This window comes from Mesorhizobium sp. USDA 3734, assembly GCF_056279665.1.
Map to the genome: position 1 here is coordinate 947,172 of NZ_JBWCCW010000001.1, position 26,047 is coordinate 973,218.

Here is a 26,047-nt window from a genome sequence, read left to right on the forward strand (position 1 = left end):
CCAGCGTCTAGTACCATGCCAAACGATCTCTTCCCATTCCGCGAAGTTCACATTCTCAACTAAGCGGCCCTGTAGCGAAGCCGTGGGTTCGCAAGTATAGTTAAAATATCTGCAAGCGTGTTTAGGAGAACGTACATGCCGCACATTACCAACGCGATTGCTTGAATGACATTGAAATCGCGATACTGAATAGAGTCCACCAGCAAACGGCCAACCCCTGGGTAATTGAAAACCACTTCAGTCAGAACAACACCGCTAATCAGGTATCCGATGTTGAGAACGACTGCGTTTGCAATTGGGCTAATTGCGTTTGGTATCGCATGCCGTGTCATCACCCGCCATTTTCCAGCACCTTTGAGCAATGCCATTTCGGCATATCCGCTGGAAAGCTCGTCAATGATTGCAGCGCGCGTCAGTCGGCTGACGTGAGCCAATAGGCCAAACGTCAACACGAGCATTGGAAGAAAAGTGCGATAGAGCGAGGTGCCCAAATCACCCCAATCTGGCCGGGTGATTGTCGATGGAAACCAACGAAGGCCGATCGCGAAAATTGCAACCAGGAGGACTGCAATTGCGAAATCGGGTATGGATATCAAGAAGATAGTAACGACGGAGATACTGCTGTCGAGATAACTGCCCGGGTATGCCGCGGAAAGAAATCCAAGGAAAAGTGCCAAGGGAATTGAGATCGAGGCAGCATAGAGGGCTAGATACAAAGTGTTCTTGACGCGAAGTGTCAGAAGATCCGCGACCGGCGCGCCGTTTGATACCGACGCGCCGAGATCGCCCTGCAGGGTGGTGGAGATCCATTTCCAATATCGCACCGGGAGAGGCTGGTTTAGTCCCAGCTTTTCCCGCATGTCGTCGACCGCAGTCTGATCCGCGAGATGCCCGAGCTTTTGAGAGGCGGCGTCGCCGGGCAACACGTTGGTGCCCACAAAAATCAAACCCGACAGCACAACGAGTGTCGCGAGTCCAATTACGATGCGCTTTGCGATGAAGGCAAACATCTTCGCCCCTGTGTTCGATGCAATCGGATAGGGCGTGTCAGGCGTCTACCCATACTTCGTCCCAGTAGAAGCCGCCGCCCCAATAGTACGGATGAGGCAGCATTCCCTGAACGCGCGAACTAGTGGCATCGATCCAGTTGTGGAATCCCGCGATGACCACCGAACCATCGTCCACCATAAGCTGGGCAGCCTTACCGTACATCTCCTTTCGGAGCCCAGGCTCCTTGACCGCACGGACATCGATGATGAGCTTGTCATATGCTGGATTCTTCCAGTAACTCTCATTTGCACTCGACGTTGAGAGATACGGCGAAGTCATCACGATGTTAGTGCTCGCATTTCCGTACCACTCCGAGAAGCAGATAGGCGCTTGCATCCAGGTATTGGTGTAGTACCCGTCTGTAGGCACGCGCTTGACCCGAACATTCAAGCCGCCGACCCGCATGGACTCAGCCATCAACTCGGCAGCCATGAAGCCGCCGAAGAAGGCATCTGACGCCGAAATCTCAAAAAGCTGATCGTTGGCCAAGTTAGCTTTTCCAAGGTGGAATTTTACCTTGTCTGGATCTTGAGCTGGGACAGCGATCTGCGATGGAAAAACCTCGTCATGAGGTGGGATGGGATGATCTGCGGACGGGATGCCCAGACCGTGCCAAGCCTGATCGACAAACATCTGTCTGTCGAGAGCTGCCTTCATGGCCAAACGCACGTTCACGTCGGTGAATGGCGCGAGATCGCATCTCGGAACAAGGGGGATGTATCCGCCGCCTGCCGTCGTCAACAGTCTCGCAGTCTGCGAATCCTTGATCGAAGCAGAGTAAATTGGGTCGATTGCGCCGGCGAAGTCAATTTCCCCGGCAACAAGCGCATTTACGCGCGACTGATTGTCCGGAATACCGATCGTTTCGATCTCATCGAGATAGGGCCTTCCGTGCTTGCGATAGTTCTCGTGTCGGACAAGAGTGATCGAGACGCCGGGCTCGTATTGAGGGCCGATCTTAAAAGGACCAGTACCGATGGAGTCACGCGGGAATTCACTGGCGCCTTCAGGAAGGATGCCCAGTTTGAAATAGGTCATGATTTGCGGGATCTCGAAATGAGGCTTCGAGAGCTCTATGACGACGGTATTCGGACCGTCACCCTTTACAGATGAAATCTCCGTAAGCGAAGAGGCGGCGTACGATCCGGTCTTTGGATCGCGGACCCGGTTGATAGAGTAAGCCACGTCGGCGGACGTAAGGGTCTTACCGTTGTGGAACTCAACTCCGCTTTCCAGTTCGAACACCCACCGAGTGCCGTCACTGTTCGATTGCCACTGCTTGGCAAGGCCAGGTATCTGAACGCCCTTAGAATTGATGTGAACCAGACGTTCCCAGACAAGCATGCTGCGCATGATTTCGAGAGGGGTATCGTTAAGCGCCGGATCCATCCGATCGGCTGCTGATGTCACATTACTTGCCGCGACAATCCTGCCGCCGCGCTTTGGGCTCTGCGCCAATGCGCTGCCAAAAGGACTGATCAATCCCGAACCGAGTGCGGCGGATCCCGCCAACCCTTGCAGCACACGCCTGCGTGACACACCACCAAATTGCAGACTATTTAACAAAGCCATGACATCCTCCCAAGTCGGTCACCTCCACAAACTTATCACCGCAAAAATTTGTCTTCGTCAAGGGACTCGTCGATCATAAACTAGTGCAATGTGGAATCTTGGCTGCAAAAATTGCCTAATGAACTAGATTTACAGGGAAACGCCTCACTGCAGGGACGGAGAACGGAATGTGGACCCCTACAATCTCGGTGAACTCGAAGCCGAAATATCTTTCGTTGGTTGAGGCCATCGAGGTCGCCATCTCGTCGGGTGAGTTAGCGCCCGGTGAGAAACTGCCCACCCAGCGGCAACTTGCTTCAAAGATTGGCTTCACCAACGCTACGATGAGTAAGGCCATCGCCGAAGCAATTCGGCGCGGATTGCTGGTTGCAAAGGCAGGTAGCGGGACGTTCGTCAATGCGAACACGTCATCCACTGAGGATTGGCAGGTCTTTGACTTTGGGCTGAACATCGTACCGGATACGATTGCCGCGCCTCATATCCAGCGCGGTCTTGTGGATATGGACAGAGAGGCAATCCAAAATTCTTTTGCCTATTCGCATAACGGGTCGAATCGCCAGAAAGGCGCTTGGGCTGAGTGGCTGAAGTTGCGCGGTCTGGACGTTCGCTTAGACGAGATGCGTCTGACGTATGGAGCGCAGCACGGCCTTCTGTCGTGTTTCATAGCGCTCACCAAGCCTGGCCAAAGTATTCTTTGTGAGCGGTGGATTTACGCGGGTTTGAAGAGATTCGCGCAGATGAGCCAGACGAAACTATTTCCGGTCGATATGGACAATGAGGGCATCTTGCCGGGGGAACTTGAGAAAGGCATAGCCGAAACGAAAGCGGGAATCTTGATCTGCAGCGCTAGCGGACAGAATCCCACCACTGCGCTTATGACAAGCGCACGACGCGCTGAGATTGTTCGTATTTGTCGAGAGGCGAATTGTATCATTATCGAGGATGATGCCGGGGGACACCTCAGCGGAGACACGATCCCGCCGCTCTATGATTTCGACCGCAACAATGTGATCTTTATCTCCAGTCTCTCAAAGAGTCTGATTACGGGATTTCGCCTGGGTGTCGTATGCGCACACGAGCGGTTCCTTTCAGCAATCGGGAATGTCGCTTCCGCTATGCAGTTCCCCGCGCCTACTGCTTATGCGGAGCTCTTCGCGCGTATGGTAGAGGTGGGCTCGGCTGTTGACTGTCTGACAGAGCATCAACGGCTGGCAAAAAGCATACTAGGCACTGTCGAAGGCGTTATCGGTGGCAAACACATACCCAAGCATGTGAGCTACCACCTCTGGCTGCCGGTCGGTCCAAAATGGAATGCACAGGAACTCGCCGCGGAACTTTTGGCGCACCGTGTACGCGCGGCTCCCGGCCAGTTATTTGAACTTTCCGACGAAGGGCGTTCTCCCCAGTTTATACGGCTTTGCTTCGGAGGCATTCCCACCCTGGATGAAATCAAGCGGGGCACGGAGACTTTTCGCCGCGTGCTTACCGGGGAGCCCCGCCTCAGTATCTTGACATGAGTCGTCGTGAACCACGACTTTGCCAAACTTGAGGAAGTTCGGGCCACGATGCGCAGATGGGATTGAGCGCGATGCGCGAGTAGCCGGGTCGGATCGGCCTTTCGATATACTCGATAGTGAACTCGTCGCCGGTTCATGTCTCCAACTACCATTGGGCTCGTCAAGTGATGGGTGCGTCGTACGGGAGAGCTCTTCCCTCTAGCCACCGAGTGAATAACTTTACCGCATGCCAAACGTCGCTTTAGTCATTTAATACACTACGAAAAGCACTTAATACTCATAGTGCTCCGACGGGTCGTACCGGAGGTAGGTGAGCATCCTTTGCCGCTCGAGGGCGTGCAGAATGCGCCCTATTGCAGATTTGCCTGGATAGCAGGCAGCGCAGTGGGTTGCAGGCGCACTCGTCGTGCATTCATCGAGGAGCAAGTGTCAGATCCAGCGATAATCAAGATCGCAAATGGTGAGCAATCATCATAAAAATACTTCATTTGGACTCATGTTTGCGCGCTTGAGGTTAATCCTAAGAATATTTAGAGGTCGTATTGTAGCGATATCACGCGATCAGATATACTAGAAAATTGGAACAGTCCGGATGACACAATTGACCGGGAAAGTCGCGATTATTACGGGTGCAGCCATGGGACAAGGTGAGGCCGAGGCTCGGCTTTTCGTTGCGGGAGGGGCCAAGGTAGTACTTACGGATATTAGCACCAAAGGACAATCAGTTGCCGACTCGCTTGGTCGAGATGCTGCATTTGTTCCCCATGATGTGTCAGAGGAAGCCGGCTGGAAAACTGTCGTCGATGAGGCGATCCGTCTTTTTGGCAGGATCGACATTCTGATCAACAACGCAGCGGTATTCAAACCGGGTTCTCTGCTGGATACGACTGCGGATGATCTGCTTTTTACCTATCGCGTCAACGTTCTTGGACCATTGCTGGGGACGCAAGCCGTTACCCCCTTCATGCGGCAAAGAAAGTCGGGTTCGATCGTGAATATCTGTTCAATATCGTCGATCCGACATAGGAAAGATGAGCTTGCTTATGCAACGTCAAAGTGGGCCTTGCGCGGCATGAGCGGGTGTACGGCAACTGAACTCGGCAGAATGGGGATCAGAGTCAACACAGTCCACCCTGGTCTGATCGACACCGCTATGGGGGCACAGTCGTCACCGGAGGCTATAGAGCGTTCTCTTGCACGCAATCCGCTGGGCCGAATGGCTGCGTCATCGGAAGTCGCAGAAGTCGTGGCGTTTCTTTCATCCGATGCCGCGAGCTACCTAAACGGCGCAGAGATAGTCGTTGATGCGGGTACGAATTTGGCCTGAGGCTTAGTCACGATGAGTGGGACTTTGTGTAGCTGCTGGATTGTTGTGACATTCAGAGTTAATGGCCCACCTAAGATCGAATTCGCCTAGACCAACAACGCCTTGCCTGCATGGCTTCGCCGTTCTCCCAGAACTCGGACCCTTCGCGGGCGGGGAGCAGCGGAATTCAGCGCATGCAGGCATCATGGCCTGCCATATGCCATCGGATGAATCAGCAGTCGTTGGATCATCGTGCTATCTGCCACGAAGGTCGATTTCCAAGGCTACTCCCTCACCCCGTACTGCCCCAGCAAGGCCTTATGGTGAGTTCCCGAGCAGCGAGTGGCTAGACCAATCTCGCAGGTTCTCCCCAGTTGCACTGAGAAAGCTGATTGAAAAAGCGGGAAGTGGCGTCTCAATAACAAATCCGTATGGAACATTGTCGGTTAGTAATTTGATAGCTGAGCCGTCATCCAATAAATCGTCCTAGTCCACTTTGGCCGAGGGCATCACGTTTGGGGGGTCTGTCATCGGGCCGGCGCAGCAAGGCAGAAGCGAGGAAGGCGCGCTTGAGATAGCAACAGAGGTCGAGACGGAAGCACCTCAACGTGTACGTGGCACAGATCGTGTCAAACGACACTTTCTAAATTACTACTGGCTCAATACGCATTCTGACGTCGAGCGTTGTTTATGAAAACCAAAAAAAACTAGAATATAATCCTACGGCGTGTTTAGATATAGTTTGACATTATGAGTTATCATAAACGATGAGGCCGGCATACCGATGGATAACTTGGCGGAATTCCACAAAGCAAAAATTTCTTTTGAAGATTCGCAATTACCCCTCAATATTGGATCCTTTGTCAAGGAAAGGGCTGTGGAACTAAACGACAGGGTTCTCGGCAACTGGTTCGAGAATTCTGATACCTTGACCTATCGTCAATTAGATCAGGCTGCGGACAAGATCGCGTGCTCACTTCTGCGGCGTGGTGTTCGGAAAGGCACGCATGTTGCCGTTATGCTACCGAACGTCGCGGCATTTCCGATTGTCTGGGTAGCTATTGCTCGGCTCGGCGCGGTCATAGTTCCGGTAAACAACTCATATACCAGTGAGGAGCTCCACTATGTCCTTGACGATTCCGATGCTCAGTTCTTGATAATAGACAACTCATTCATTGAAGTATTCGAACGGATTGCTGACAGCCTGCCGCTTATTGTGACGGATCGTGTAATCGTACACGGCGATAAGAATGCTCTGTATCTTAGTTTCGACGATATGGTCCTTGAAGGCGACCGAAATTTCGTTTCACCGTTTTCAATCTCGCGCGACGATCTCATGTGCATTCAGTACACATCGGGGACTACCGGATTCCCAAAAGGATGCATGCTAACACACGACTACTGGCTTCTTATTTCCCACAATGCAGCTATATTTCGCCAGAGCAATGGTCGAGCGATCGAGAATATACTGATATGGGCGCCTTTCTATTATATGGATGCTCTTTGGCAATTTTTGATGGCAATCAAGCTCGGCGCAACCGTGTATATCCCCAAAAAATACAGCTTATCAAGATTCTATGATTGGTTGAAAAAATATAGAATAAACTACTGCAATTTTCCTGAGGTTGCTTACCGCCAAATGCCAGAGTGGGTGAAGGCGGAGGATATTCATCTGATTCATGTCAGTGCTTATTACTGGAGCGCGGAGAATCTTCAAGAAATACAAGAACGGTACAACGTTGTCGCGAGGGAAGCGTTCGGGATGACAGAGTGCGGCACCTGTCTGATTGTACCCACTGAAGCCAAGCAAAAGTCGTTAACTTCTACCTGTGGAATCGAGGCTGCTTTCCGCAGCGTGCGCCTTATTGATGGCGACGGAAACGAAGTTCCAAAAGGTGAAGTTGGTGAGTTGGCGGTTACCGGCCGGGGGCTGTTCTGGGGATACTATAAGAGGCCGGACGTCAACGCTGAGCGATTTCGCGGTTCCTGGTTCAAAACCGGGGATTTGGCTCGCCAGGATCAGGAAGGCTTCTTCTATATTGTTGGTCGTATCAAAGATATGATCAAGCGATCTGGTGAGAATATTGCTGCACAGGAGGTTGAGGCCACGTTGCGGAAGCACGATGGCATTGCCGAAGCGGCCGTCGTAGCTGTGCCGGACGACCTGAGAAAGGAGGAAGTCAAAGCTTATATCATGTTGAAGGATGGTTTTACGCCAGAGTCAGTCACCCCGGGGGACATTATCGAACATTGCCGGAAAACATTGGCCCCATTTAAGTTGCCCCGCTATGTGGCTTATGTCCAGGACTTCCCGCGGTCGCCGACCCGTAAAATACGGAAGGGGGAACTGGTAAAGGATGTGCTCGACCTTCGGATTGGCGCGTGGGACAGGGAACTTCAAAAATGGATCTAGTGGCGACAAAAACGCGATAGTTCCGCGCAATATATCTGCTGCTGCAAGCTCGTGCCACACGAGAGGGCGCCGGATATGGGTTCGAGGAGTTGCAGGCAGTGACCGGCCGGAGCTGGTCGTTGGGCCGAACAATGGCAGATCGCGTCGTGCCGGAGGTTTGACATGGCTGAAGCATTCATCTGCGATTATGTCCGCACGCCGATCGGGCGCTTTGGCGGATTGCTCTCGTCGGTGAGGGCGGATGATCTCGGCGGCATCCCGCTCAAGGCTTTGCTTGAACGTAACGCTGCGGTCGACTGGGCGGCGGTGGATGATGTCGTCTTCGGCTGCGCCAACCAGGCCGGCGAGGACAATCGCAATGTCGCGCGTATGGCTCTTCTGCTTGCCGGCCTTCCAAAGGAAATACCGGGCTCGACGGTCAATCGGCTCTGCGGTTCCGGCATGGATGCCGTGACGATCGCGGCACGCGCGATCAAGGCCGGCGAGGCCGAGTTGATGATTGCCGGCGGCGTCGAATCGATGAGCCGCGCGCCCTTCGTCCTGCCCAAGGCCGACAGCGCGTTCTCTCGTAACGCGGAGATCTATGACACGACGATCGGCTGGCGTTTCGTCAATCCCCTGATGAAGAAGCAGTACGGCATCGATTCCATGCCCGAAACCGGCGAGAATGTTGCCGAGGATTTTTCAGTCTCCCGCGCCGACCAGGACGCCTTCGCCGTGCGCAGCCAGGCGAAAGCTGCTGTTGCGCAGGAGAACGGCAGGCTGGCGAAGGAGATCGTGCCGGTGGCGATCCCGCAGCGCAAGGGTGATCCGGTCGTCGTTTCCAGGGATGAGCATCCCCGCGCCACCAGCATCGAGGCGTTGGCAAAGCTGTCGACGCCGTTCCGCCAGGGCGGCACGGTGACGGCCGGCAACGCGTCGGGCGTCAATGACGGCGCGGCGGCGCTGATCGTCGCCTCCGAGGCTGCGGCCAGGAAATACAGCCTCACGCCGATCGCCCGTATCCTCGGCGGGGCGTCCGCCGGCGTCGAGCCCCGCATCATGGGCATCGGTCCGGTGCCGGCGACTCAGAAGCTCTGCGCCCGGCTTGGCCTTAAACCGAGCGACTTCGACCTAGTCGAACTCAACGAGGCATTTGCCTCTCAAGGCATCGCCGTGCTGCGCCAGCTCGGCATCGCGGAGGATGCTGCTCACGTCAACCCAAATGGCGGCGCCATAGCACTTGGTCATCCGCTAGGCATGTCGGGCGCACGCATTACCGGTACCGCGGTGCTGGAGCTGCGCGAACGCAGCGCGAAACTCGCCCTCGCCACCATGTGCATCGGAGTGGGCCAGGGAATAGCGGTCGTTTTGGAACGATCGTGAGTGGGTTGGGGTAATTGCAAGAGCCGCTACCACGAAGGTGCCATGGGTTCGACGGTGCCTGAAGGCCGTCAGGAGCGCCCCCGAATGAGGAAAGCAAAATCCGGGGCTGGGTGCAAGCGGCGGCCAAGCCGCGGTGGAACGCGCACAGCTTGCCCACCGGCGCCCAATTTGCGCGCAAAACGATCTGGGAGGCGTCGGCATGCCGCGTCCACCTGCCGACTACGGTCCCAGTTCCCCGACAGCAAATTCACCGACAGTGCCTCGGCATTGCTCGATATCGAGCGGCGTGAACAATTCGAGGGCGATGGTCAAGGGTCGCGAAAGTGGAGTGACCGAAGGTCCGACGGGGGGCTGTTCGAGAGCAGCTATTTTCTCACCTTCGTCTGGTTGCCGCAGGCCGAGGAATCCTCGCGGATGGAGAACTGGCTCTATGAGGGCCGCGCCACCGCCGGCGTTTGATCCCTGGGAGCTATTGAAGGGGTTCGTGGACCGCACCGACCGCGTCCTGAATCTGATCGAAGGCTTTGTCCCCGAAGCCGCCTGGACCGACGATGTCGAGCCACTGACCTACCTGCATTCCTGCGTTTCCACCGCGCGCCATCGCGTTCGAGTGCCAGAAACCCCCATGCATCTCGATGCACTTCTTGTCGATCCGCGGCTCGTTGGTGGGCTGGAGCCGAAGCTCGGCGATGACCATCTGCGCACGCTCACCATCATCGCTTTCCCCACCGCGACTTTTCCTGGAATCCTCGACGATCTCAACCGGCTTGCCTTCCCATACCGCTGGTAGACGCGGGCGCTTATGCTCGACAAGATCTGTAGATGAAGCCACAGAGCTGGTTGAAAGCGCGGCGGCCGATGGCGCGCGTCCGCGGCCACGCCGACATGCGTTTCGGGCAGCGAATACATCCGGCAGCGCGACGAGCAGGCAATTGGCCCCGGCTCATTCCACTGACATTCAAGAATGTGGTGGCTCTTAGGCAGGAAGATACCAATCACGAGATTTGATAAGGCAGGACTCCCCGCCGTTGATGATCGATTGTGAGTCTGCTCTTCAAAGGAGGCACCGCCCGTTGCGGACAGCTCGCGCGCTCGCAGATGCGGCATGAAATTCCGATCGGGGCGAATGCCAACCGATTGTTCGGGTCGATACCGTCGGCATAGACGAAGTCTTGCGCATAGGCTACCTCGCAGCCCAGGGCGATGGCATAGCGCCTTTGCGGAGCGTTGAAGCCGCCGCTGCCTTTGGCAATTTCGGTGGCTATGCTGAGATAGCGCGCCATCGGGCGTCTCAGCCAGTTGGCGGATGATGCGGCCCGGCGTTTCAAAGGCCTGATGGACATTCCAGAGCGGGCATGCCGCCCCGAAGCGAGCGAATTGCAGTTTCGCGGCACTATGACGCTTGGTGATGTTTCCCGCGCGATCGATGCGGGCGAAGAACACAGGCACACCCTTGACGCCCGGTCGGTGGCCGGACGCGACGCCCTCAGATCAATAAAATAATCGGGCCTTGACTCAAAATTTCTCAAGAAACTCTTGTAACATAACTACTAGGATGTATACTAGCAAGCGCAACATCGGCGGTTAGCAAAGGAGCAGCACACGATGGCAACGATCCGTTTTCCGATGTTTGAACTTACCGGCCGTACTGCGGTTGTTACCGGCGCCGCGAGTGGAATTGGCACCGCCTGCGCGGAAGCGCTTGCAGCGGCAGGTGCAGAGGTCGTGTGCAGTGACATCGACGAAGAAAGGCTTGAACAGGTCGTTTCAAATATTAAAGGCTCGGGCGGCAGGGCGATTGGCGTCAAGTGCGATGTCACAGATGAAAAGAGCGTAGCGGCCCTGGTTCAGGCCGCCGAGAAGAAGTCCGGTCCGCTCGAAATCATCGTTAATAATGCAGGCGTCACGGACAATGAACCGCGAATGGGTCACGAGGCGCCGACGGACGATTGGTTCCGAGTTATGGCGGTCAATTTGAATGGCGTATTCTTTGGGTGCCGCGAAGCACTGAAAGTTATGATGCCGCGGAAACACGGACGCATCATTAATATTGCGTCCATGTGGGGGTTAACTGGGTCCGCCACGGTGGCGCCCCTTCCAGCCTATACGGCTTCCAAAGGCGCCGTGGTCAATCTGACTCGCGAGTTGGGCCTTCAATATGCTCCCCATGGGATCACCGTGAACGCTGTCTGTCCCGGCCATTTTCATACGAGGATTGGGGATAACCTTTATGAAGATCAGGAGATGTACGAAGCTATGAAATCAACGATCCCGATGCAGAGGATCGCAAGCACGGACGAGTTAAAGGGCATTATCGTCTATCTGTCATCGGATGCTTCGAGCTTTGTGACGGGCTCGATGCTGGTGATTGATGGCGGAACTACTGCCAAATAGCACAAACATCTGTGTGCGCGGCATTGTCGTGGACACCAATAGCTGGTAGTCGGTACCAAGCGCGGTAGGAACGTGGTTGATGTGCAGCGTTTGCCGTCGGGTCGCGATACCTTGCAGCTCCCTTTTAGGAAACGAAAGTACTTCCGACCGACTCAGCTCAGAGCTTGGTGCCCTTCGCAGCCAGGCCGACGCCCGTGACCACGGCGTCTATGACGATTGCATAGCCTTGATCGATATGTTCGCGAGCGAGCCGCTCTGATTCCACTTCGTCGCGCGCTTCCAACGCATCTATGAACTGTCCGTGTTGCTGCTGCATGGTCCAGAATTTGGGATGCCGCATGAGGCCGAAGAAATAAGCGCGGTCGATGTCGCTCAGCACTTTCTCCATTAACGAGATAATCCGTTGATTGCGGCTCGCTCGAACGACAGTCATGTGAAAATCGCGGTTCGCGTCAATCACCATTGCCTCGACTTTCCGGTCAACGGGCACGGGATTTTCGAGCATCAGTTTATCAAGCCGGCGAAGCTCATTGAGATCTGCGCCTTCCATTGCTGCTCTTTGGAAGCAATAAGGCTCGACCAGGCGCCTCAACTCGAACGTCTCGCGTAGATCGGTCACGATTATCGGAGCTATTTCGAAGCCGCGCCGATGAATCGGCGTTACGAGCTTAAGTTGGATCAGACGATCCAACGCGAAACGAATGCTCACCTTTCCCAAACCGAACTGCTCTTCGAGTTGCGGCTCTGACACGATCTCTCCAGGAGCGAGCTCGCAGCGGTTGATAGCTAACCAAAGGATTTCGAACGCTTGATCACTAAGGCGCTGCCCGCCCTCGAACTTGCCGGTCGGGCGCTCTGCGTCACGCTTTTTTCGAATGCCCATCAAGTGCCCCTATGCAGCAGTGTCCCACGTAACACCTCACGATATTGCTTGCAAGAGCGCCTTGTGGCATGCATTGTAGGTATGCTACAACTGACTCGAGAGGGCGTTTGTACGTAGCTTACCGGCTCAAATAATCGCTCATAGCCAAGCGCAAACTAGCAGAAGGCTTACCAAAATTGGCGCTAGGTCGAGCAACAGGTGATAGCGGCCATGGGACTTGCCGAAAAAAAATCCCAACGAATGTCGAGTCGCCCCCGGATTACATGCGGGCGCGACTGACCTTCCACCGTAATGGAGAAAGCTAAATGGTGATGCTGGATCACATCACGGTCGCATCTCTGTCCGTCGAAGCGGGAGTTCGACACGTCGAGGAGGCGCTTGGAGTAAAAACACCGCCCGGCGGTGTACATCCGCTGATGGGAACGCGAAATCATCTCATGCAGCTTGGGGAAGGGCTTTTTCTCGAGATCATCGCCCCCGATCCGGACATACACGCCAAACGCGCCCGATGGTTCGGTCTTGACGATTGGGATTTTCTTTCGCAGCTGGAAGCCTCACCTAGGCTTGCTACCTGGGTGGTTCGCGTTCCCGACATCGCCCAGGCGCTGCCGCTCGTCGACGCCTTGGGTTCGGAAGTCGTAGTCGTCACGCGAGGAAACCTGAGCTGGCGTATTAACGTACGACCTGACGGCTCGATGCCCTTCTACGGGGCTTTTCCCACGTTGATCGAGTGGCCGGAGGGGCCGCATCCATCAGAGAAAATGGCGGATCTCGGTTGTCGACTAGCTGCATTCATGGTCTCGCACCCCGCAGCTGACCGTATCGCAACAGAGATGAACACGCTCGGCCTAGACGACAGCCGTGTAGAGATAACGCGGGGCCCGTTTTCTCTAAGCGCAACTATTCTCACGCCTACAGGCCCACGCACCCTGACTTGAGGTACTTTATGAAAACGCTTGGTCTTATCGGCGGTATGAGCTGGGAGTCCACCGCTCTTTACTATAGCGCTCTCAATAGAGGTGTAGCCGACCGACTTGGTGGCCTCCATTCAGCAAAGATGGTGCTTGGAAATGTGGACTTCCAAGAGATCGTTGATTTTCAGAAAGCCGATCGTTGGCTAGAGGCAGGTGTCCTACTTTCAGACGTAGCCACTCGATTAGTCGATGCGGGTTCGGAAGCACTCGCATTGGCAGTAAATACTATGCACAAGGTCGCACCACAGATTGTGGCAGGTCTGGATGTGCCGTTTCTTGATATACGCGATGCTGTCGCGAAGAGCTTGATGGCCAATGACATTGCAGTCTGCGGTATACTTGGAACCGGCTATGTTATGGAACAATCATTCTACCGCCAACACATCGAGCAGGTGGCTGGTTGCGAAGTCTTAACTCCCAATGAAAAAGGTTCAGCTGATCTGAACCGGATTATATACGGAGAACTGAGCAGGGGCGTCGTTGCAAGCAGCTCCCGCGAAATGGTTCTTCAGTTAATCGGCGCCCTTCAGAACCGCGGGGCGCAAGGCATAATCCTTGGTTGCACAGAGCTACCGATGCTTTCGTTGGCAGAGGACTCTCCGATCCCGCTTTTCGACTCCTCTGCGCTCCACGTTCATTACTGTCTGGATTTTATGTTGGGAAAAGGCGGAAGCGAGCAACACGAAGGCCTGAAAAACATAGGTCGCCGCAGTTCACAAAACGTGGGTGACGGATACGGAGCGCCACCTCTCGTTCTTCCTTGATCCCAAGTACTGCGTCGGTGGCATGGCCACGGCGCAATGAAATTGCTGAAAGGAATTGTGATGCGCGCAGTCGTTTTCGAAAAACATGGCACCGTCGATGATCTGCAATGGTGTCATGATTGGCCAGAGCCAGTGGTCCAGCCAGACAGCGTGAAAATCCGTGTCGCGGCCGCGGCCTTCAACGGTTTCGATCCGATGATCCTACGAGGAATTTCAGGAATCAAGACGCCGTTTCCAATGACCCCAGGTGGAGATATCGCAGGGTCCGTCGTCGAGACTGGATCGGAAGTTACCCCAGGGCAATGGTCGGCGGGTGATCGCGTGCTGGTGCAGCCGCTTCGCCCTGATGGGCTAATGGGGGAAACTCTTCCCGGCGGGTTCTGCGAATACGTTGTCGTCCCGGCCCTTAATCTCGTACGCATCCCCGACAACGTCTCCTTTGTCGACGCGGCGGCCTTACCAATCGCTTATGGCACAGCTCATCGCATGTTAATGACGCGGGCCCAAGTGAAAGCGGGAGATAAGATCCTCATTTTAGGCGCAGCCGGCGGCGTCGGGACCTGCTGTGTGCAGCTGGCGAAGCTGGCGGGAGCCGAAGTCGCAGCCTGCACCAGTTCTGCCACAAAGGGAGAGCGACTTCGCGATCTCGGTGCAGATCACGTGATCAACACGTCCGAGATGGACTTCCTCGAGGCCTCACTTAGGCTCTTCGGAAAGCCCAAAGTTTTCTCGCCCGGGGGCGGTGCCGACATCGTCATCAACTTTATTGGCGGTGCTACCTGGGCGAAGAGCCTTCGGGCGGTGCGGCATCACGGGAGACTTCTTACTTGCGGCGCGACTGATGGTTTCGACCCGCCCACAGACATCCGTTACATCTGGTCGCTGGAACTTAATATCCTTGGATCGAATGTCTGGACAAAAGCAGATCTTGAAGCTTTGCTTTCACTTGTGTCGGAGAACAAGTTGAAACCCATAATCCATTCGGTCCGCCCGATGTCGGAGGTTCGGATATCCATGCAGGAGCTCATCGATCGCAAGGTATTTGGCAAGGCGGTGCTGGTACCATGACGCAGCTCACACGAGACGGACTCGCCTCGCTGATAGGTACGTCGCCGATGATCAGCTTTCTTGGGATCGAGCCCGGAGATGTCGATGCGGGTGCTATGGCCGCTACATTCACCATGCCCATGAGGCCGGAATTCGAGCGTGTGAATTTCTCCGGCCAGTATCACGGCGGAGCAATCCTTGCGTTCGCGGATACTGCAGGAGACTTTGCCGTTGCCAGTCTCGTAGGCGGCATGGTGCCGACTATGAACTTTCGCATGGATTTCTTGCGGCCAGCTAAAGGCGGTGCGTTGTCCGCCACCGCGAAAGTCCGAAAGATCGGGCGTACCGTTTCAGTCGTGGATGTGGACGTCTTCGACACGACGGGCAAGCTGGTCGCAATTGGACGGGGATCCTACGGAGCGAGCCCAGCCTAACCCGGTGGTAATACAACTAAGTGAATTTGAGGAGTTGACCGTGGCGCTGGCGGATTTTCTCGGCAATATGGGATACTGGGCATCCGATGCCGCTGCCGAGCACCCCCAAAGAATCGCGATCATAGATTGGGTCGCGGGCGGTGAGCGCCGACTGACATATTTCGAGCTCGAGCAGAGACTAAACTTCGTTGCCGCGGGGCTTGCCAAGCGGTTGAACTTGGGCGCTCGTGTCGCGATTGGGATCGGAAATCGCGCGGAATACATTGAAGCTTTTTTCGGGACGATGCGGGCGGGACTTGTACCGGTTCCGATGAATCTGCGCCAAGGGCGTGAGCATCTGAGCCACATTCTCCAAGACGCCGAATGTCAGGCGGCGATCATCGAAACGCCAGAGCATAATTCCATCGCGGCGCTCGTTGACGAACTCGGCATCGGACTGCGGGTAAGCTTAGGCGAGGACCGAGAGGGCTGGACGACCTATTCCGCCGTGTTCCAGCAGCTGTCTGAGACCTTCTCGCCACCTGAGTTGCCTCCAGGTCACCCCGCAATGCAGCCCTACACGTCAGGCTCGACCGGAACTCCAAAGGGCGTGGTTCTTTCGCACGAGAGTCAAATTTGGTGGTCGCAGACGTCTCGTCAGCTCTATAAGCCTACGCCAGACGAGATATCGCTCGTCTGTGTGCCGCTCTATCATAAGAATGCGATGGTTGGGGTGGTCAAATCCAAAATGCCCGGCGGCGCATTGATGGTGTTGATGCCTGAGTATCATCCCCGCGTCTTTCTCGAGAACCTAACACGCTTCCGCTGTACCCATGCCACCGGCGTGCCCACCATCTACAGCATGGCGCTGCGAGAGCTGGATCTTATGCGGACGCTTGATTTTTCCGCACTTCGATCTCTAACGGTCGGTTCAGCCCCGGTTCATCCGGAACTGCGGCGGGCGATGGAAGCCACCTTTGGATGCCGGGTTGAAGAGATGTACGGGCTGACGGAGGGTGGGCCGGTTGTTTTCGGCCCTGCTCTTGATGGTCGGCCGACGCCACTAGGGTCTTGCGGGAAACTTTGGCCCGCGTGCGATGCAAAACTTGTGAACGAACGCGGCGAGCAGGCGGCGGCAGGCGAACTTATCCTGCGCAATCCCGGTGTGATGACCACGTATCACAACATGCCGGCGGTCACGGCAGCCCGTCTCAAGGATGGCTGGTTAAGCACGGGCGACTTGTTTGATGTCGACCGAGACGGTTTCTGGTACTTTCGCGGACGCACTGATGACATGTTTGTCTGCGGCGGCGAAAACGTGTTTCCGAAAGAGGTGGAAGATGTCCTGTTGCGGCATCCTGACGTACGCGAAGTTTGTGTCGTGCCTCTCAGGCACGACACAAAAGGACACGCGCCAGTCGCATTGGTTGTCACCAACGCAGGCTCGAGCCTTGATGAGGAGCAGCTCAAACGTTTCGCCCTCGAGCGTGGGCCGATTTACGCGCATCCGCGTCGCGTTGTGTTCACACAGGCCTTGCCGCTGAACGGGGCAGGGAAGATCGATCGCAAGCAAGTTGCCAGCCATGTGCAGGCCACCGTAGGCGACCTGGCGTCAGCGAGACAACCAAGCTAGTCGCGAGGCTCCGCTTGCCTGCACAGAGAGCAACAATAAGAGGGGCGCTGGTACCCCTAGGATCGTGAGCCTACCAGTCGAGAAGCTCAGTCACCGACCGTAGGGTACCAGTAACGCCAGCGTATTCAGCTGCCTGTTCAAGCTCGCAAGGCTTCCTGATATGGGCCATGACCCGCAAGAACGCTCAAACATACGTGCCGTTACTTGCGCGAATTCAAGCTTTGGGATCAGAAAATCGCTCAGATGGGCCTGACGGACAAGCGTCGTGGGAGATGCCCCTTGGTCAGTTGTTCTCTCCGCCAAGGAGGCCAATAAAGCGGGCGTTAAACTCAAATCGTCTTGGAACAATCGCCCGCATTCCGCAGGCGATACAGAGCGGTCAGCGTCTTTTTCCTTCGGAAACCCGCGTTGTCGTCTTGAGGAAGATGTCGGCGAGTTCGAAAAAGCGGAGCCATCTCGCCCAGACGTCAAGTTCGTTCGACGAGTTGTTCGAACTCGCTCAGAAAGCGGTTTTGAACCCAAAGACCACTATTCTGTTCAGGCTGATAGAGCCCTTAGGAAAGAGGCCATGGCGTGCCAGGAATGCTCCGTCGCAGCGCAGACCGCTGCAGTCAGTCGCTGGCAAGCTTTTCCAAGGCAATCGCAGGATACCTCTGCCCATCTAGGCCGCATCACCTGAGTCCTCAATCAATTCCCTTGTCCCAAATCACAGAATCGACTTGACCGATTGTGGCAAGAGTGCTTTGTAGCAAGCGTTGTAGATATCCTACGGTTGTGGGTATGGGGAGAGAGATGGCACTAGAAATCAATATCGATAATGGCGGTACTCTGACCGATATCTGTATCTTGCAGGACGACGACGTCCGTCGTGCGAAGGTGCTGACAACGCCTTACGATCTGAGCAAGTGCTTTTTCGAAGGTCTCAAGAAAGCGTCGGGTTTCGTATACGGCAGCGAGAACCTTCGGCGCCTGCTCGAGGAAGTGGACGTCATCCGGTACTCCACCACTCAGGGCACCAACGCCTTGGTGGAGCGCAAGGGTCCGCGGTTGGGTCTTCTGCTGACGACCGGCTCCACTGTGCCCGACGAAATGAAGGTCGAGGACTCGAAGCTCTTCGAGGCTCTTGTCGGTGACCGCCTGGCGATGATCGATCGCGTGAAGGTAGGCGATGAGGAGTGTGAACTCGAAATCGTCCGCCTCATTAATACTCTAACGTCAGCTGGTGCCAATCGCATCATCGTCAGCCTCGGCGGTGAAGACTTCGAAAGGGACGAGCAGAATCTCTTCAAGATTGTTCTGCGTCGGTTTCCTCGCCACATGCTCGCAGCGGTTCCGATCCTTTGCGGAAGCGACCTCACCAGCGACCATGACCCGGTTCGCAGAACGTGGACGGCGGTCATGAACTCGTTCCTCCATCCGGCGATGGAGAAGTTTCTGTACAACGCCGAGAACAGACTGCGCTCGTTCCGCACCAAACGTCCGCTCCTGATTTTCCGTAACGACGGCGATGCGTCTCGCGTGGCAAAGACCACGGCGATCAAGACGTATTCCTCGGGACCGCGCGGCGGCATGGAGGGTATGCGCAGCTTCGCCGCGACCTACGGCATCGACAATATCGTTGGTATCGATGTCGGCGGCACCACGACGGACATCGGTCAGAGCCGGCACGGCGAGATCAGGACGCTTCGACGAGGCAAAGTTGAAGGCGTCGAGGTGTCATTCCCGCTGACCGACGGTCTTAGCGTTGGGGCCGGCGGCAGCTCGGTGTTTCGCGTTGTCGACGGTCAAGTCACCGTCGGGCCCGATAGCGTCGGCGCCTTGCCCGGCCCGGCCAGTTTCGGCCGTGGCGGCGTCGAGGCCACCATCACCGATGCTAGCGTGTTGATCGGATTGCTCGATCCGGGTTCGTATTTTGGGGGAGATCTGCATCTCGATGTCGATCGCGCCAAGACGGCGGTCTTGCGCAGCATCTCTGAGCCATTGGGCGTGTCTCTCGATCAGGCGCTATCGAAGATGGTCGAAGCATTCGAAAGTAAGATCGCCCATGAGGTTGCGGCATTCACCAAGATTGCGCCCGACACCGTCCTTCTCGCCTTCGGCGGAGCCGGTCCACTTAACGCCTGCGGCGTCGCCGAAGCGTTGGGACTGAAACGGGTCGCGATTCCAAAGATGGCGGCGATCTTCAGTGCGTTCGGCATAGGGTCATGCGCTGTGGCGCAGCACTACGCGGCCGCGCTTCGTGATCGCAGCGCCGCCGGCCTCGACGCGGCGCTCGCCGACCTAGAGGCCAAGGCTGAGCGTGACATGTTCGCCGAGGGCGCAACGGTCGGTGAGTACTTGCTCAGCCGCCGTTTGGTCGCTGCGACGGGCGGTGTTGAAACGGTCATCGATCTGAATGAAGGACGAGACCTCCCCGACGCCGTGGTCAATGCGGGCACGATCGAGGTTGAACTAAGCGCCGCCAAGCACATGGCGAGCCGAATCCATAGCAAAGGAGGTGTGTCGTGCGCCGCTTCGGCCAAACCAGACGGCAGTCGAAATCTGCTTACCGGCGGCGCGTGGCAGGAGGTGCCCCTCTATAAGCTGGGCTCGCTCGCGCCGGGCGACCATGCCGTGGGACCAGCAATTCTTGAGGACGAGTATTTTACGGCAAACGTGTCGGCGGGCTGGGCTTTTATAATCAGCGATCTTGGCGACATCTTTCTAGAGAAGAGGTAATCCAATGAAAGTCCTCATGACCGAATATCTCCGCGTCGACCTCGACAAGGAGACCTGGGAATGCCGCGTCTGTGACCATGAGATTGGTCCTGCGGACAAAAACTACAAGCACGGTATGCTCGTCTACGACCGCGATCCGCGCGATATCCACCAGCCGGTTATTGATCCTCAGCGCTACGAATTCACATTTAGTCCCGATCCGGAATGGGTGCGGATTCTCGAATACTACTGTCCCTCCTGCGGGACGCAGGTTGAGGTCGAATATGCAACCCCGGGCCATCCCCCGATCTACGACATGGAACTCGATTTGCCGGCGCTGAAGGCTCAGTGGTCCAAGCGTGAGGAAGTGAAGGAGCCCGTGGTCGGCCCGGATGTCGATTATGCGGCGTCCGACCACCACCACCATCATAATCACTCGCATTAAGTGGATGAGTTTTTGCTAACGGCCGATGAGACGTTGCAAGTCTCACGCCAAAATCAAGCAAGAGGGGTATAATATGAGAAGAATCTCGGTCGATATTGGAGGAACGTTTACCGATTGCTTCGTCGCCTGGGATGAAAGGTATATCGAGGCGAAGGCGCTCACGACGCATCAAAACCTGGCGTTGGGCTTCAATGAAGCCTTGGGCAAGGCCTGCAAAGAGCTGGACGTTACCCTCGAGCAGATCCTGAAGAGCGTTGATTCCGTTCGCTACGCGACAACGCTTGGCACCAATGCGCTGATCGAGCACAGTGGTCCGCGCATCGGCATGCTGGTCACCGCTGGCTTCGAGGCCACCGTCCCCCTGAGCCGCGGTCGCGGTTACGGAGAAGGCCTCGACATCCTTGGCAAGGCCGATCTTTCGGGCGCCAATCGTCCGGAACCGTTGGTGCTGCCGGAGATGATCGCTGGCGTCCGCGAGCGCCTCGACGCGGCCGGCGACGTTGTGATGGCGCTGGATGAAGACGATGTTCGCATCCAGATCCGCAAGCTGGTCGACAAAGGGGCCCAGGCGCTGGTCGTGGCTCTGGTGAACAGCGTGGTCAACCCGATGCACGAGCAACGCGTCGAGGAAATTTTCCTTCAGGAATATCCGCCGCAGCTCTTGGGCGCGATTCCGGTCATCCTTTCGCATCAGGTTGCCGGTCGAAAGGGAGAGTATGTCCGCGCGAGCTCTGCGATCGTCGACGGCTATCTCCATTCCACCATGTATCACGCGCTCTCGAGCCTTGAGCAGAACCTGCGTGCGCACCAGTATGAGAAGCCGATGCTTGTCATCCACAATTCGGGTGGCATGGCGCAGCTCAATTCGACTGACGCGCTGCAGACGATCCATTCCGGGCCGGTCTCGGGGATCAGCGCCTCCGAACATCTGTCGTTGCAATGCGACCTTGGCAACATCGTCGCGACCGATATGGGCGGCACCAGCTTCGACATCGGCATCGTGGTTGGGGAAGGCGTGAAGCACTATGACTTCAACCCAGTCATCGACCGCTGGATGGTGTCGGTGCCGATGGTGCACCTTGTGAATCTCGGCGCGGGCGGTGGCTCGATCGCTCAGTACGATCGCATGTATAACACCGTCAAAGTCGGTCCGCAGAGCGCCGGCTCCGATCCTGGTCCTGCCTGCTACGATCGCGGCGGGCTTCAGGCGACCGTCACTGACGCTGACCTGCTGCTGGGGTATCTCGATCCCAAGAACTACGCTGGCGGTACGATCCCGCTTAATCCGCGCCGTTCGGTCCAGGCGATCGAGGACACGTTGTGCGATCTACTCGATATGGACGTGATCGAGGCCGCGCTGCTGATCCGCGAGAAGGTCGATGACAACATGGCCAATGGCCTGTTCACCGAACTTCGCACCCGCGGCTACGATCTCAAGGACTTCACGATGCTGGCCTATGGCGGCAATGGCCCGCTCCATGCCTGCGGCATCGCCCGAAACCTCGGCATCAACAGGATCCTGACGCCGCCGTTGAGCTCAGTCTTCTCGGCCTTCGGTGCCGGCAACATGCACCAGCTCCACATTCATGAAAAATCTCTTTTCCTGGTGCTGTACGACTCGAACTCGCGCAAGATCTACAACGACTACAAGCGCTTCAACAAAATCGTTGCGGACCTTCGCGAGGCGGGGACGCAGGATCTGCTTCGCCAGGGCGTTGCGCGCGGCGATATCAAGCACTCCCTGGAGCTTGATATGCGCTACGGCAACCAGTTGGTCCAGACGACAGCCGTCATCGACGCCCACGAAATTCATTCGGCGGCCGACGTGATGAAGATCATTGAGCAATTCTCGAACGACTACGGCAAGCGCTTCGGTCAGGGCAGCCAGGCGCCCGAGGCGGGTATCCGCATCAACACGATCCGGGTCGCGGCCTATGTTCGGCTCGAGACCGTGAAGTTCGATCAGATCAAGCCCCGTCCGGTCGGCGAACGTCTCAAGCCGCCAGCGCCGAGCGCCACCCGCAAGTGCCACTTCATTGAACATCCCGACGCAATCGACACTCCGGTCTGGCAAAAATCGGAGATCCAGTCCGGGGTCGAGATCGAGGGGCCTGCGATCATCTCCTCCGAAGTCACGACCTACCTGGTCAATCCCGGTTGGAAGCTTGTCTCGGCCGATGAAGGCGCGATGTGGTTCCTCCGAGAGGAAGGCTGACGCGACACGCCAGTTAAAGCCAACCATCACGAATCTGAGAATATTGAGGATTGGACATGACTGCTTCCGCAACAGACATTGAAGCCCAGCGCGCCGCCGCAGATCAGGCGCTGATTGATAAGTTCCTGAAGGACACGACTTTGTTCCTGGGGCCTGATCCGGAGATCATGGAGCATCATGATCTCTCGGAGCGCACCCCCGAGGAAGAGGAGGCGCTGAAGCATTTCACCGACCCTCATGCCATGTCTAAGATCCGCGACCGCCTGCAGGCAGGAGCCGATGAAGGCTTCGAGATGGTCGCGCAGATGGGCGCTGCGCCCGGTGCGAAATGGGGTGACATGATCACCGGGATCTACACAGCCTCCGGCGATCTCGCGCTTTGCAGCGTGATGGGCATCCTTTGTTTCTCGGCTGTCGTTCATCATCCGGTTAAGTTCATCATCAAGAACTGGGTCAACGAACCGACCGTCGGCGTTCGCGACGGCGACGGGTTCATCCAAAACGACGCGCGCTACGGCAACGTCCACAACACCGACCAGAGCATGATCATGCCGGTGTTCTGGGAAGGAAAGATCGTCTGCTGGGTGGCCGCCACGGTCCACGAGGGCGAGAACGGTGCGATCGAACCTGGTGGCATGCCTTCGATGGCAGAGACATCTTTCGATGAAGGCTTGAAGATGCCTCCATTCAAGGTGGTCGAGAATTACCAGATCAAGAAGGACTTACTGACGTTCCTTCAGAACTCGGTCCGCGAACCCAAGCTGCAATATGAAGACATGAAGGTTAAGCTTTTTTCTTGCCTTCGCATGAAGCAGCGCGTCGAGGAAGTCCTCAAGACCGATGGTCCCGCAGCGCTTAGCGCGGCACTCCGTGGCACGCTCGAAAATGTCCGCAACGAGGTGAAGCGCCGCATCAGCGTGTGGCCGGACATGACCGTTCGCACCTCCTACACGCAGGATTCCACACTTCGTGAGAACTGCGTGATCAAGATCAACCTCGCGATCACCAAGACCGGTGACCGACTGATCTTCGATTTCCGCGGCTCGAGTCCTGAGTTCACCAACCGCTGCATCAACGCGCAGGTGTCGAGCAGCAAGGGGATGCTTTCGACGCTATTGCTGACCTTCGTCTGGCCCGACCTTCCGCGCAGCCAGGCGTGTTTCGCACCGTGCGAGTTTATCACCGACCCGTATTCGGCGGTGGCATGCTCATACAGCGCCCCGAACTCGCAGAGCCTGATGTCAATCTTCATGGTTCTGTCGAGCGCGCAGCACGCCATCGCGAAGCTCCTCTACAGCAGTCCCGAAAAGTACACGAAGGTGATTGCGCCCTGGTTCACCCAGATCAATACCTTCATCTACGGCGGCCTCACCCAGCATGGCGAGTCGGTCGGCAATCTGTGCGCCGACCTCAATGGGGCGGGCGGTGGCGCGCGATCCGACTCCGACGGCCAGCACGCAATGCAGCCGATTTTCGCCATCATGGCTGATCTTGGCGAACAGGAGCTGAACGAGGAGGAAGTCCCGTTCATGCAGATCGTGTCCAAGAAGATGACGAGGGACACGCAGGCGCCGGGCAAGTTCCGCGGCGGAATGGGCTACCAGATGATGGTTGCCACGAAGGATTCCAAGGAGTGGGGCTTCATGACCTGCGCCGTGGGAGCGAAGGTTCCTCCGCTGCAGGGACTGTTCGGCGGTTATGCCTGCAGCACGCACCCGCTCTGTAAGGTTCTTGGCGTCGATGTGTTTGATGTCATGCGCGACAATCCGGAACAGTTCCACTACTCGATCGAAGAGATCATGAACAATCAGCCGTTCCCGGGTGCGAAATACACAACGCATCACATGGGCATGGGCTTTGAACTCTCGAAGCGCGGCGAACTCTACATGATTTCGCAGGGATCAGGCGGCGGCTACGGCGATCTCCTCGAACGCGATCCGAGCATGGTGATTTCGGATATCGAGCAGGATCTCATCTCCAAGCCGGTCGCGCGCAAGCTTTACAAGATCGAATTCGACGAAGACTCGCTGGCGATTGATGTTGAAGGCACCAAGGCGTTGCGCCAGGCCGAGCGCGAAGATCGCAAGAAGCGCGGCAAGCCGTTCCACGAGTTCGTCAAGACGTGGTCGAAGCCCACGCCCCCGGCCCATCTCCCGTATTACGGAAGCTGGGGCGATGATGTCTCCGTCCTCTATGCCGGCGGCGCCGCCGACAAGCGGGACGCCAATGTCCCGAAGCCGATCTTCATGCCCAACCCCAAGGATGTGAAGATTGCGCAACTTGAGGCCCGGCTGGCGGAATTGACCGGCCAGGGCTGACGGGGCATCGACGGATCGTGAGATGTCAAAGATAGGCCGGCCTGTGATTGAACTCAGGCCGGCCTACGGTAATGCCAACAAGCATCCAAGGAGTTTCCCTGATGCAGCGCTCCAAGAAAGTCATCATCACCTGCGCGATCACGGGCTCCGTCCACACTCCGACGATGTCTCCCCATCTTCCGATCACGCCGGACGATATCGTTCGGCATTCGGTCGACGCGGCTGAAGCTGGAGCGTCGGTCGTCCACCTTCACGCGCGCAATCCCGACGACGGTAGGCCGACCCAGGACCCCAAGGTATTTGCCCAGTTTCTCCCGCGGATAAAGCAACAGACTAATGCCATCCTCAACATCACGACCGGTGGCGGTCTGGGGATGACGCTGGACGAACGACTGGCGCCCGCAAAAGCATTCGCGCCCGAGATCGCCTCCATGAACATGGGATCCTTCAACTTCAACATTTCCGGGCCGGCGGCCAAGATCACGGAATACAAGTATCCGTGGGAGAAGGACTACCTCGAAGGCACCACGAACTTTATCTTGTCGAACACGTTCGCCCAGATTGACCGGGGCATGCGCGAGCTGGGCGACCTCGGTACGAAGTTCGAGTTCGAGTGTTACGATCTAGGGCACATCTACAATCTTGCACACTTCGTTGACCGTGGACTGGTCAAGCCGCCACTGTTCATTCAGTGCGTGTTCGGCATCCTGGGGGGAATGGGAGCGGATCCCGAAAATCTACTCCACATGCGCACGATGGCCGACAAATTGTTCGGCGATGGCTATTACCTTTCGGTTTTGGCGCCCGGCCGCTTTCAGATGCCGATGGTCACCCAGAGCGCACTGATCGGCGGAAATGTTCGCGTCGGCCTGGAAGACAGCCTCTACATTCGAAAGGGGGCCCTCGCGTCGTCGAACGCCGAGCAGGTCGCCAAGATCCGCCACATCCTCGAAGAACTTTCCCTCGAGATCGCTACGCCGGACGAAGCGCGCGAGATGCTTCAAACCAAGGGCGGCAATGCCGTCAAGTTCTGACGGCAGA

The 26,047-nt window shown here is 56.6% G+C and carries 18 protein-coding genes and 2 pseudogenes; 16 read left to right on the forward strand and 4 right to left on the reverse strand.

Annotated elements, in window-relative coordinates; translation table 11 throughout:
* Positions 1-59 precede the first annotated feature (59 nt).
* Positions 60-1,010: an ABC transporter permease gene (locus ACZ89F_RS04530; protein ID WP_476090590.1), complete on the reverse strand. Its 951-nt coding sequence runs from the start codon at positions 1,008-1,010 to the stop codon at positions 60-62.
* Positions 1,011-1,047: 37 nt separating this feature from the next.
* Positions 1,048-2,622 (reverse strand): ABC transporter substrate-binding protein, encoded by a 1,575-nt coding sequence (locus ACZ89F_RS04535; RefSeq protein ID WP_476090591.1) that lies wholly within the window; start codon positions 2,620-2,622, stop codon positions 1,048-1,050.
* A gap of 167 nt (positions 2,623-2,789) precedes the next feature.
* Between ACZ89F_RS04535 and ACZ89F_RS04540 the strand changes: the two genes are divergently transcribed.
* From ACZ89F_RS04540 to ACZ89F_RS04560, 5 genes and pseudogenes are all read left to right on the forward strand, one after another.
* Positions 2,790-4,139, forward strand: a complete 1,350-nt coding sequence (locus ACZ89F_RS04540; protein WP_476090592.1) for an aminotransferase-like domain-containing protein — start codon at positions 2,790-2,792, stop codon at positions 4,137-4,139.
* Positions 4,140-4,731: 592 nt separating this feature from the next.
* The gene (locus tag ACZ89F_RS04545) at positions 4,732-5,466 is read left to right on the forward strand and encodes an SDR family NAD(P)-dependent oxidoreductase (protein WP_476090593.1); all 735 of its coding nucleotides are present in this window, start codon (positions 4,732-4,734) and stop codon (positions 5,464-5,466) included.
* A gap of 763 nt (positions 5,467-6,229) precedes the next feature.
* Entirely contained in the window at positions 6,230-7,858 is a 1,629-nt protein-coding gene (locus tag ACZ89F_RS04550) for a class I adenylate-forming enzyme family protein (protein ID WP_476090594.1), read from the forward strand.
* Between the two features lie 162 nt (positions 7,859-8,020).
* Positions 8,021-9,223, forward strand: a complete 1,203-nt coding sequence (gene pcaF, locus ACZ89F_RS04555; protein ID WP_476090595.1) for a 3-oxoadipyl-CoA thiolase — start codon at positions 8,021-8,023, stop codon at positions 9,221-9,223.
* Positions 9,224-9,454: 231 nt separating this feature from the next.
* Positions 9,455-10,010, forward strand: a pseudogene (locus tag ACZ89F_RS04560) (conjugal transfer protein TrbE); the annotation flags it as partial.
* Positions 10,011-10,218: 208 nt separating this feature from the next.
* Here ACZ89F_RS04560 and ACZ89F_RS04565 read toward each other — a convergent pair.
* Positions 10,219-10,690 (reverse strand): annotated as a pseudogene (locus ACZ89F_RS04565) (DUF2083 domain-containing protein); the annotation flags it as partial.
* A gap of 138 nt (positions 10,691-10,828) precedes the next feature.
* Here ACZ89F_RS04565 and ACZ89F_RS04570 point away from each other — a divergent pair.
* On the forward strand, positions 10,829-11,617 hold the full coding sequence (locus ACZ89F_RS04570; RefSeq protein WP_476090596.1) for an SDR family NAD(P)-dependent oxidoreductase: 789 nt from the start codon (positions 10,829-10,831) through the stop codon (positions 11,615-11,617).
* A gap of 157 nt (positions 11,618-11,774) precedes the next feature.
* Here the strand turns inward: ACZ89F_RS04570 and ACZ89F_RS04575 are convergent, their stop codons facing one another.
* On the reverse strand, positions 11,775-12,500 hold the full coding sequence (locus tag ACZ89F_RS04575; protein ID WP_476090597.1) for a GntR family transcriptional regulator: 726 nt from the start codon (positions 12,498-12,500) through the stop codon (positions 11,775-11,777).
* A gap of 305 nt (positions 12,501-12,805) precedes the next feature.
* On the opposite strand from ACZ89F_RS04575, the gene ACZ89F_RS04580 reads away from it, so the two are divergent.
* The 10 genes from ACZ89F_RS04580 to kce all read left to right on the forward strand — a co-directional run bounded on the left by ACZ89F_RS04580 (position 12,806) and on the right by kce (position 26,040).
* Entirely contained in the window at positions 12,806-13,438 is a 633-nt protein-coding gene (locus ACZ89F_RS04580) for a VOC family protein (protein ID WP_476090598.1), read from the forward strand.
* Positions 13,439-13,446: 8 nt separating this feature from the next.
* On the forward strand, positions 13,447-14,238 hold the full coding sequence (locus ACZ89F_RS04585) for an aspartate/glutamate racemase family protein (protein ID WP_476090599.1): 792 nt from the start codon (positions 13,447-13,449) through the stop codon (positions 14,236-14,238).
* Positions 14,239-14,274: 36 nt separating this feature from the next.
* Positions 14,275-15,306: a quinone oxidoreductase family protein gene (locus tag ACZ89F_RS04590; protein ID WP_476090600.1), complete on the forward strand. Its 1,032-nt coding sequence runs from the start codon at positions 14,275-14,277 to the stop codon at positions 15,304-15,306.
* Positions 15,303-15,719: a PaaI family thioesterase gene (locus ACZ89F_RS04595; RefSeq protein WP_476090601.1), complete on the forward strand. Its 417-nt coding sequence runs from the start codon at positions 15,303-15,305 to the stop codon at positions 15,717-15,719. Before ACZ89F_RS04590 ends, ACZ89F_RS04595 begins: the two co-directional genes overlap by 4 nt.
* Before the next feature lie 40 nt (positions 15,720-15,759).
* On the forward strand, positions 15,760-17,331 hold the full coding sequence (locus ACZ89F_RS04600) for a class I adenylate-forming enzyme family protein (protein ID WP_476090602.1): 1,572 nt from the start codon (positions 15,760-15,762) through the stop codon (positions 17,329-17,331).
* 792 nt (positions 17,332-18,123) lie between these two features.
* Positions 18,124-20,049, forward strand: coding sequence for a hydantoinase/oxoprolinase family protein (locus ACZ89F_RS04605; protein WP_476090603.1), 1,926 nt, complete (start codon positions 18,124-18,126; stop codon positions 20,047-20,049).
* A gap of 16 nt (positions 20,050-20,065) precedes the next feature.
* Entirely contained in the window at positions 20,066-20,473 is a 408-nt protein-coding gene (locus tag ACZ89F_RS04610; protein WP_476090604.1) for an acetone carboxylase subunit gamma, read from the forward strand.
* A 73-nt stretch (positions 20,474-20,546) separates the two neighbouring features.
* Positions 20,547-22,688, forward strand: coding sequence for a hydantoinase/oxoprolinase family protein (locus ACZ89F_RS04615; protein ID WP_476090605.1), 2,142 nt, complete (start codon positions 20,547-20,549; stop codon positions 22,686-22,688).
* Between the two features lie 56 nt (positions 22,689-22,744).
* On the forward strand, positions 22,745-25,006 hold the full coding sequence (locus ACZ89F_RS04620) for a hydantoinase B/oxoprolinase family protein (RefSeq protein WP_476090606.1): 2,262 nt from the start codon (positions 22,745-22,747) through the stop codon (positions 25,004-25,006).
* Between the two features lie 101 nt (positions 25,007-25,107).
* On the forward strand, positions 25,108-26,040 hold the full coding sequence (kce, locus tag ACZ89F_RS04625) for a 3,5-dioxohexanoate:acetyl-CoA acetone transferase (protein ID WP_476090607.1): 933 nt from the start codon (positions 25,108-25,110) through the stop codon (positions 26,038-26,040).
* Positions 26,041-26,047 lie beyond the last annotated feature (7 nt).

What these genes read in the sequence shown, in the direction of transcription:
- ACZ89F_RS04605 (WP_476090603.1), top strand. Translation starts at nt 18,124, where the DNA reads ATGGCACTAGAAATCAATATCGATAATGGCGGTACTCTGACCGATATC.
- ACZ89F_RS04550 (WP_476090594.1), top strand. Translation starts at nt 6,230, where the DNA reads ATGGATAACTTGGCGGAATTCCACAAAGCAAAAATTTCTTTTGAAGAT.
- ACZ89F_RS04570 (WP_476090596.1), top strand. Translation starts at nt 10,829, where the DNA reads ATGGCAACGATCCGTTTTCCGATGTTTGAACTTACCGGCCGTACTGCG.
- ACZ89F_RS04590 (WP_476090600.1), top strand. Translation starts at nt 14,275, where the DNA reads ATGAAATTGCTGAAAGGAATTGTGATGCGCGCAGTCGTTTTCGAAAAA.
- ACZ89F_RS04610 (WP_476090604.1), top strand. Translation starts at nt 20,066, where the DNA reads ATGACCGAATATCTCCGCGTCGACCTCGACAAGGAGACCTGGGAATGC.
- ACZ89F_RS04615 (WP_476090605.1), top strand. Translation starts at nt 20,547, where the DNA reads ATGAGAAGAATCTCGGTCGATATTGGAGGAACGTTTACCGATTGCTTC.
- ACZ89F_RS04575 (WP_476090597.1), bottom strand. Translation starts at nt 12,500, where the DNA reads ATGGGCATTCGAAAAAAGCGTGACGCAGAGCGCCCGACCGGCAAGTTC.
- ACZ89F_RS04540 (WP_476090592.1), top strand. Translation starts at nt 2,790, where the DNA reads ATGTGGACCCCTACAATCTCGGTGAACTCGAAGCCGAAATATCTTTCG.
- ACZ89F_RS04585 (WP_476090599.1), top strand. Translation starts at nt 13,447, where the DNA reads ATGAAAACGCTTGGTCTTATCGGCGGTATGAGCTGGGAGTCCACCGCT.
- ACZ89F_RS04580 (WP_476090598.1), top strand. Translation starts at nt 12,806, where the DNA reads ATGGTGATGCTGGATCACATCACGGTCGCATCTCTGTCCGTCGAAGCG.
- kce (WP_476090607.1), top strand. Translation starts at nt 25,108, where the DNA reads ATGCAGCGCTCCAAGAAAGTCATCATCACCTGCGCGATCACGGGCTCC.
- ACZ89F_RS04620 (WP_476090606.1), top strand. Translation starts at nt 22,745, where the DNA reads ATGACTGCTTCCGCAACAGACATTGAAGCCCAGCGCGCCGCCGCAGAT.
- ACZ89F_RS04545 (WP_476090593.1), top strand. Translation starts at nt 4,732, where the DNA reads ATGACACAATTGACCGGGAAAGTCGCGATTATTACGGGTGCAGCCATG.
- ACZ89F_RS04530 (WP_476090590.1), bottom strand. Translation starts at nt 1,010, where the DNA reads ATGTTTGCCTTCATCGCAAAGCGCATCGTAATTGGACTCGCGACACTC.
- pcaF (WP_476090595.1), top strand. Translation starts at nt 8,021, where the DNA reads ATGGCTGAAGCATTCATCTGCGATTATGTCCGCACGCCGATCGGGCGC.
- ACZ89F_RS04595 (WP_476090601.1), top strand. Translation starts at nt 15,303, where the DNA reads ATGACGCAGCTCACACGAGACGGACTCGCCTCGCTGATAGGTACGTCG.
- ACZ89F_RS04535 (WP_476090591.1), bottom strand. Translation starts at nt 2,622, where the DNA reads ATGGCTTTGTTAAATAGTCTGCAATTTGGTGGTGTGTCACGCAGGCGT.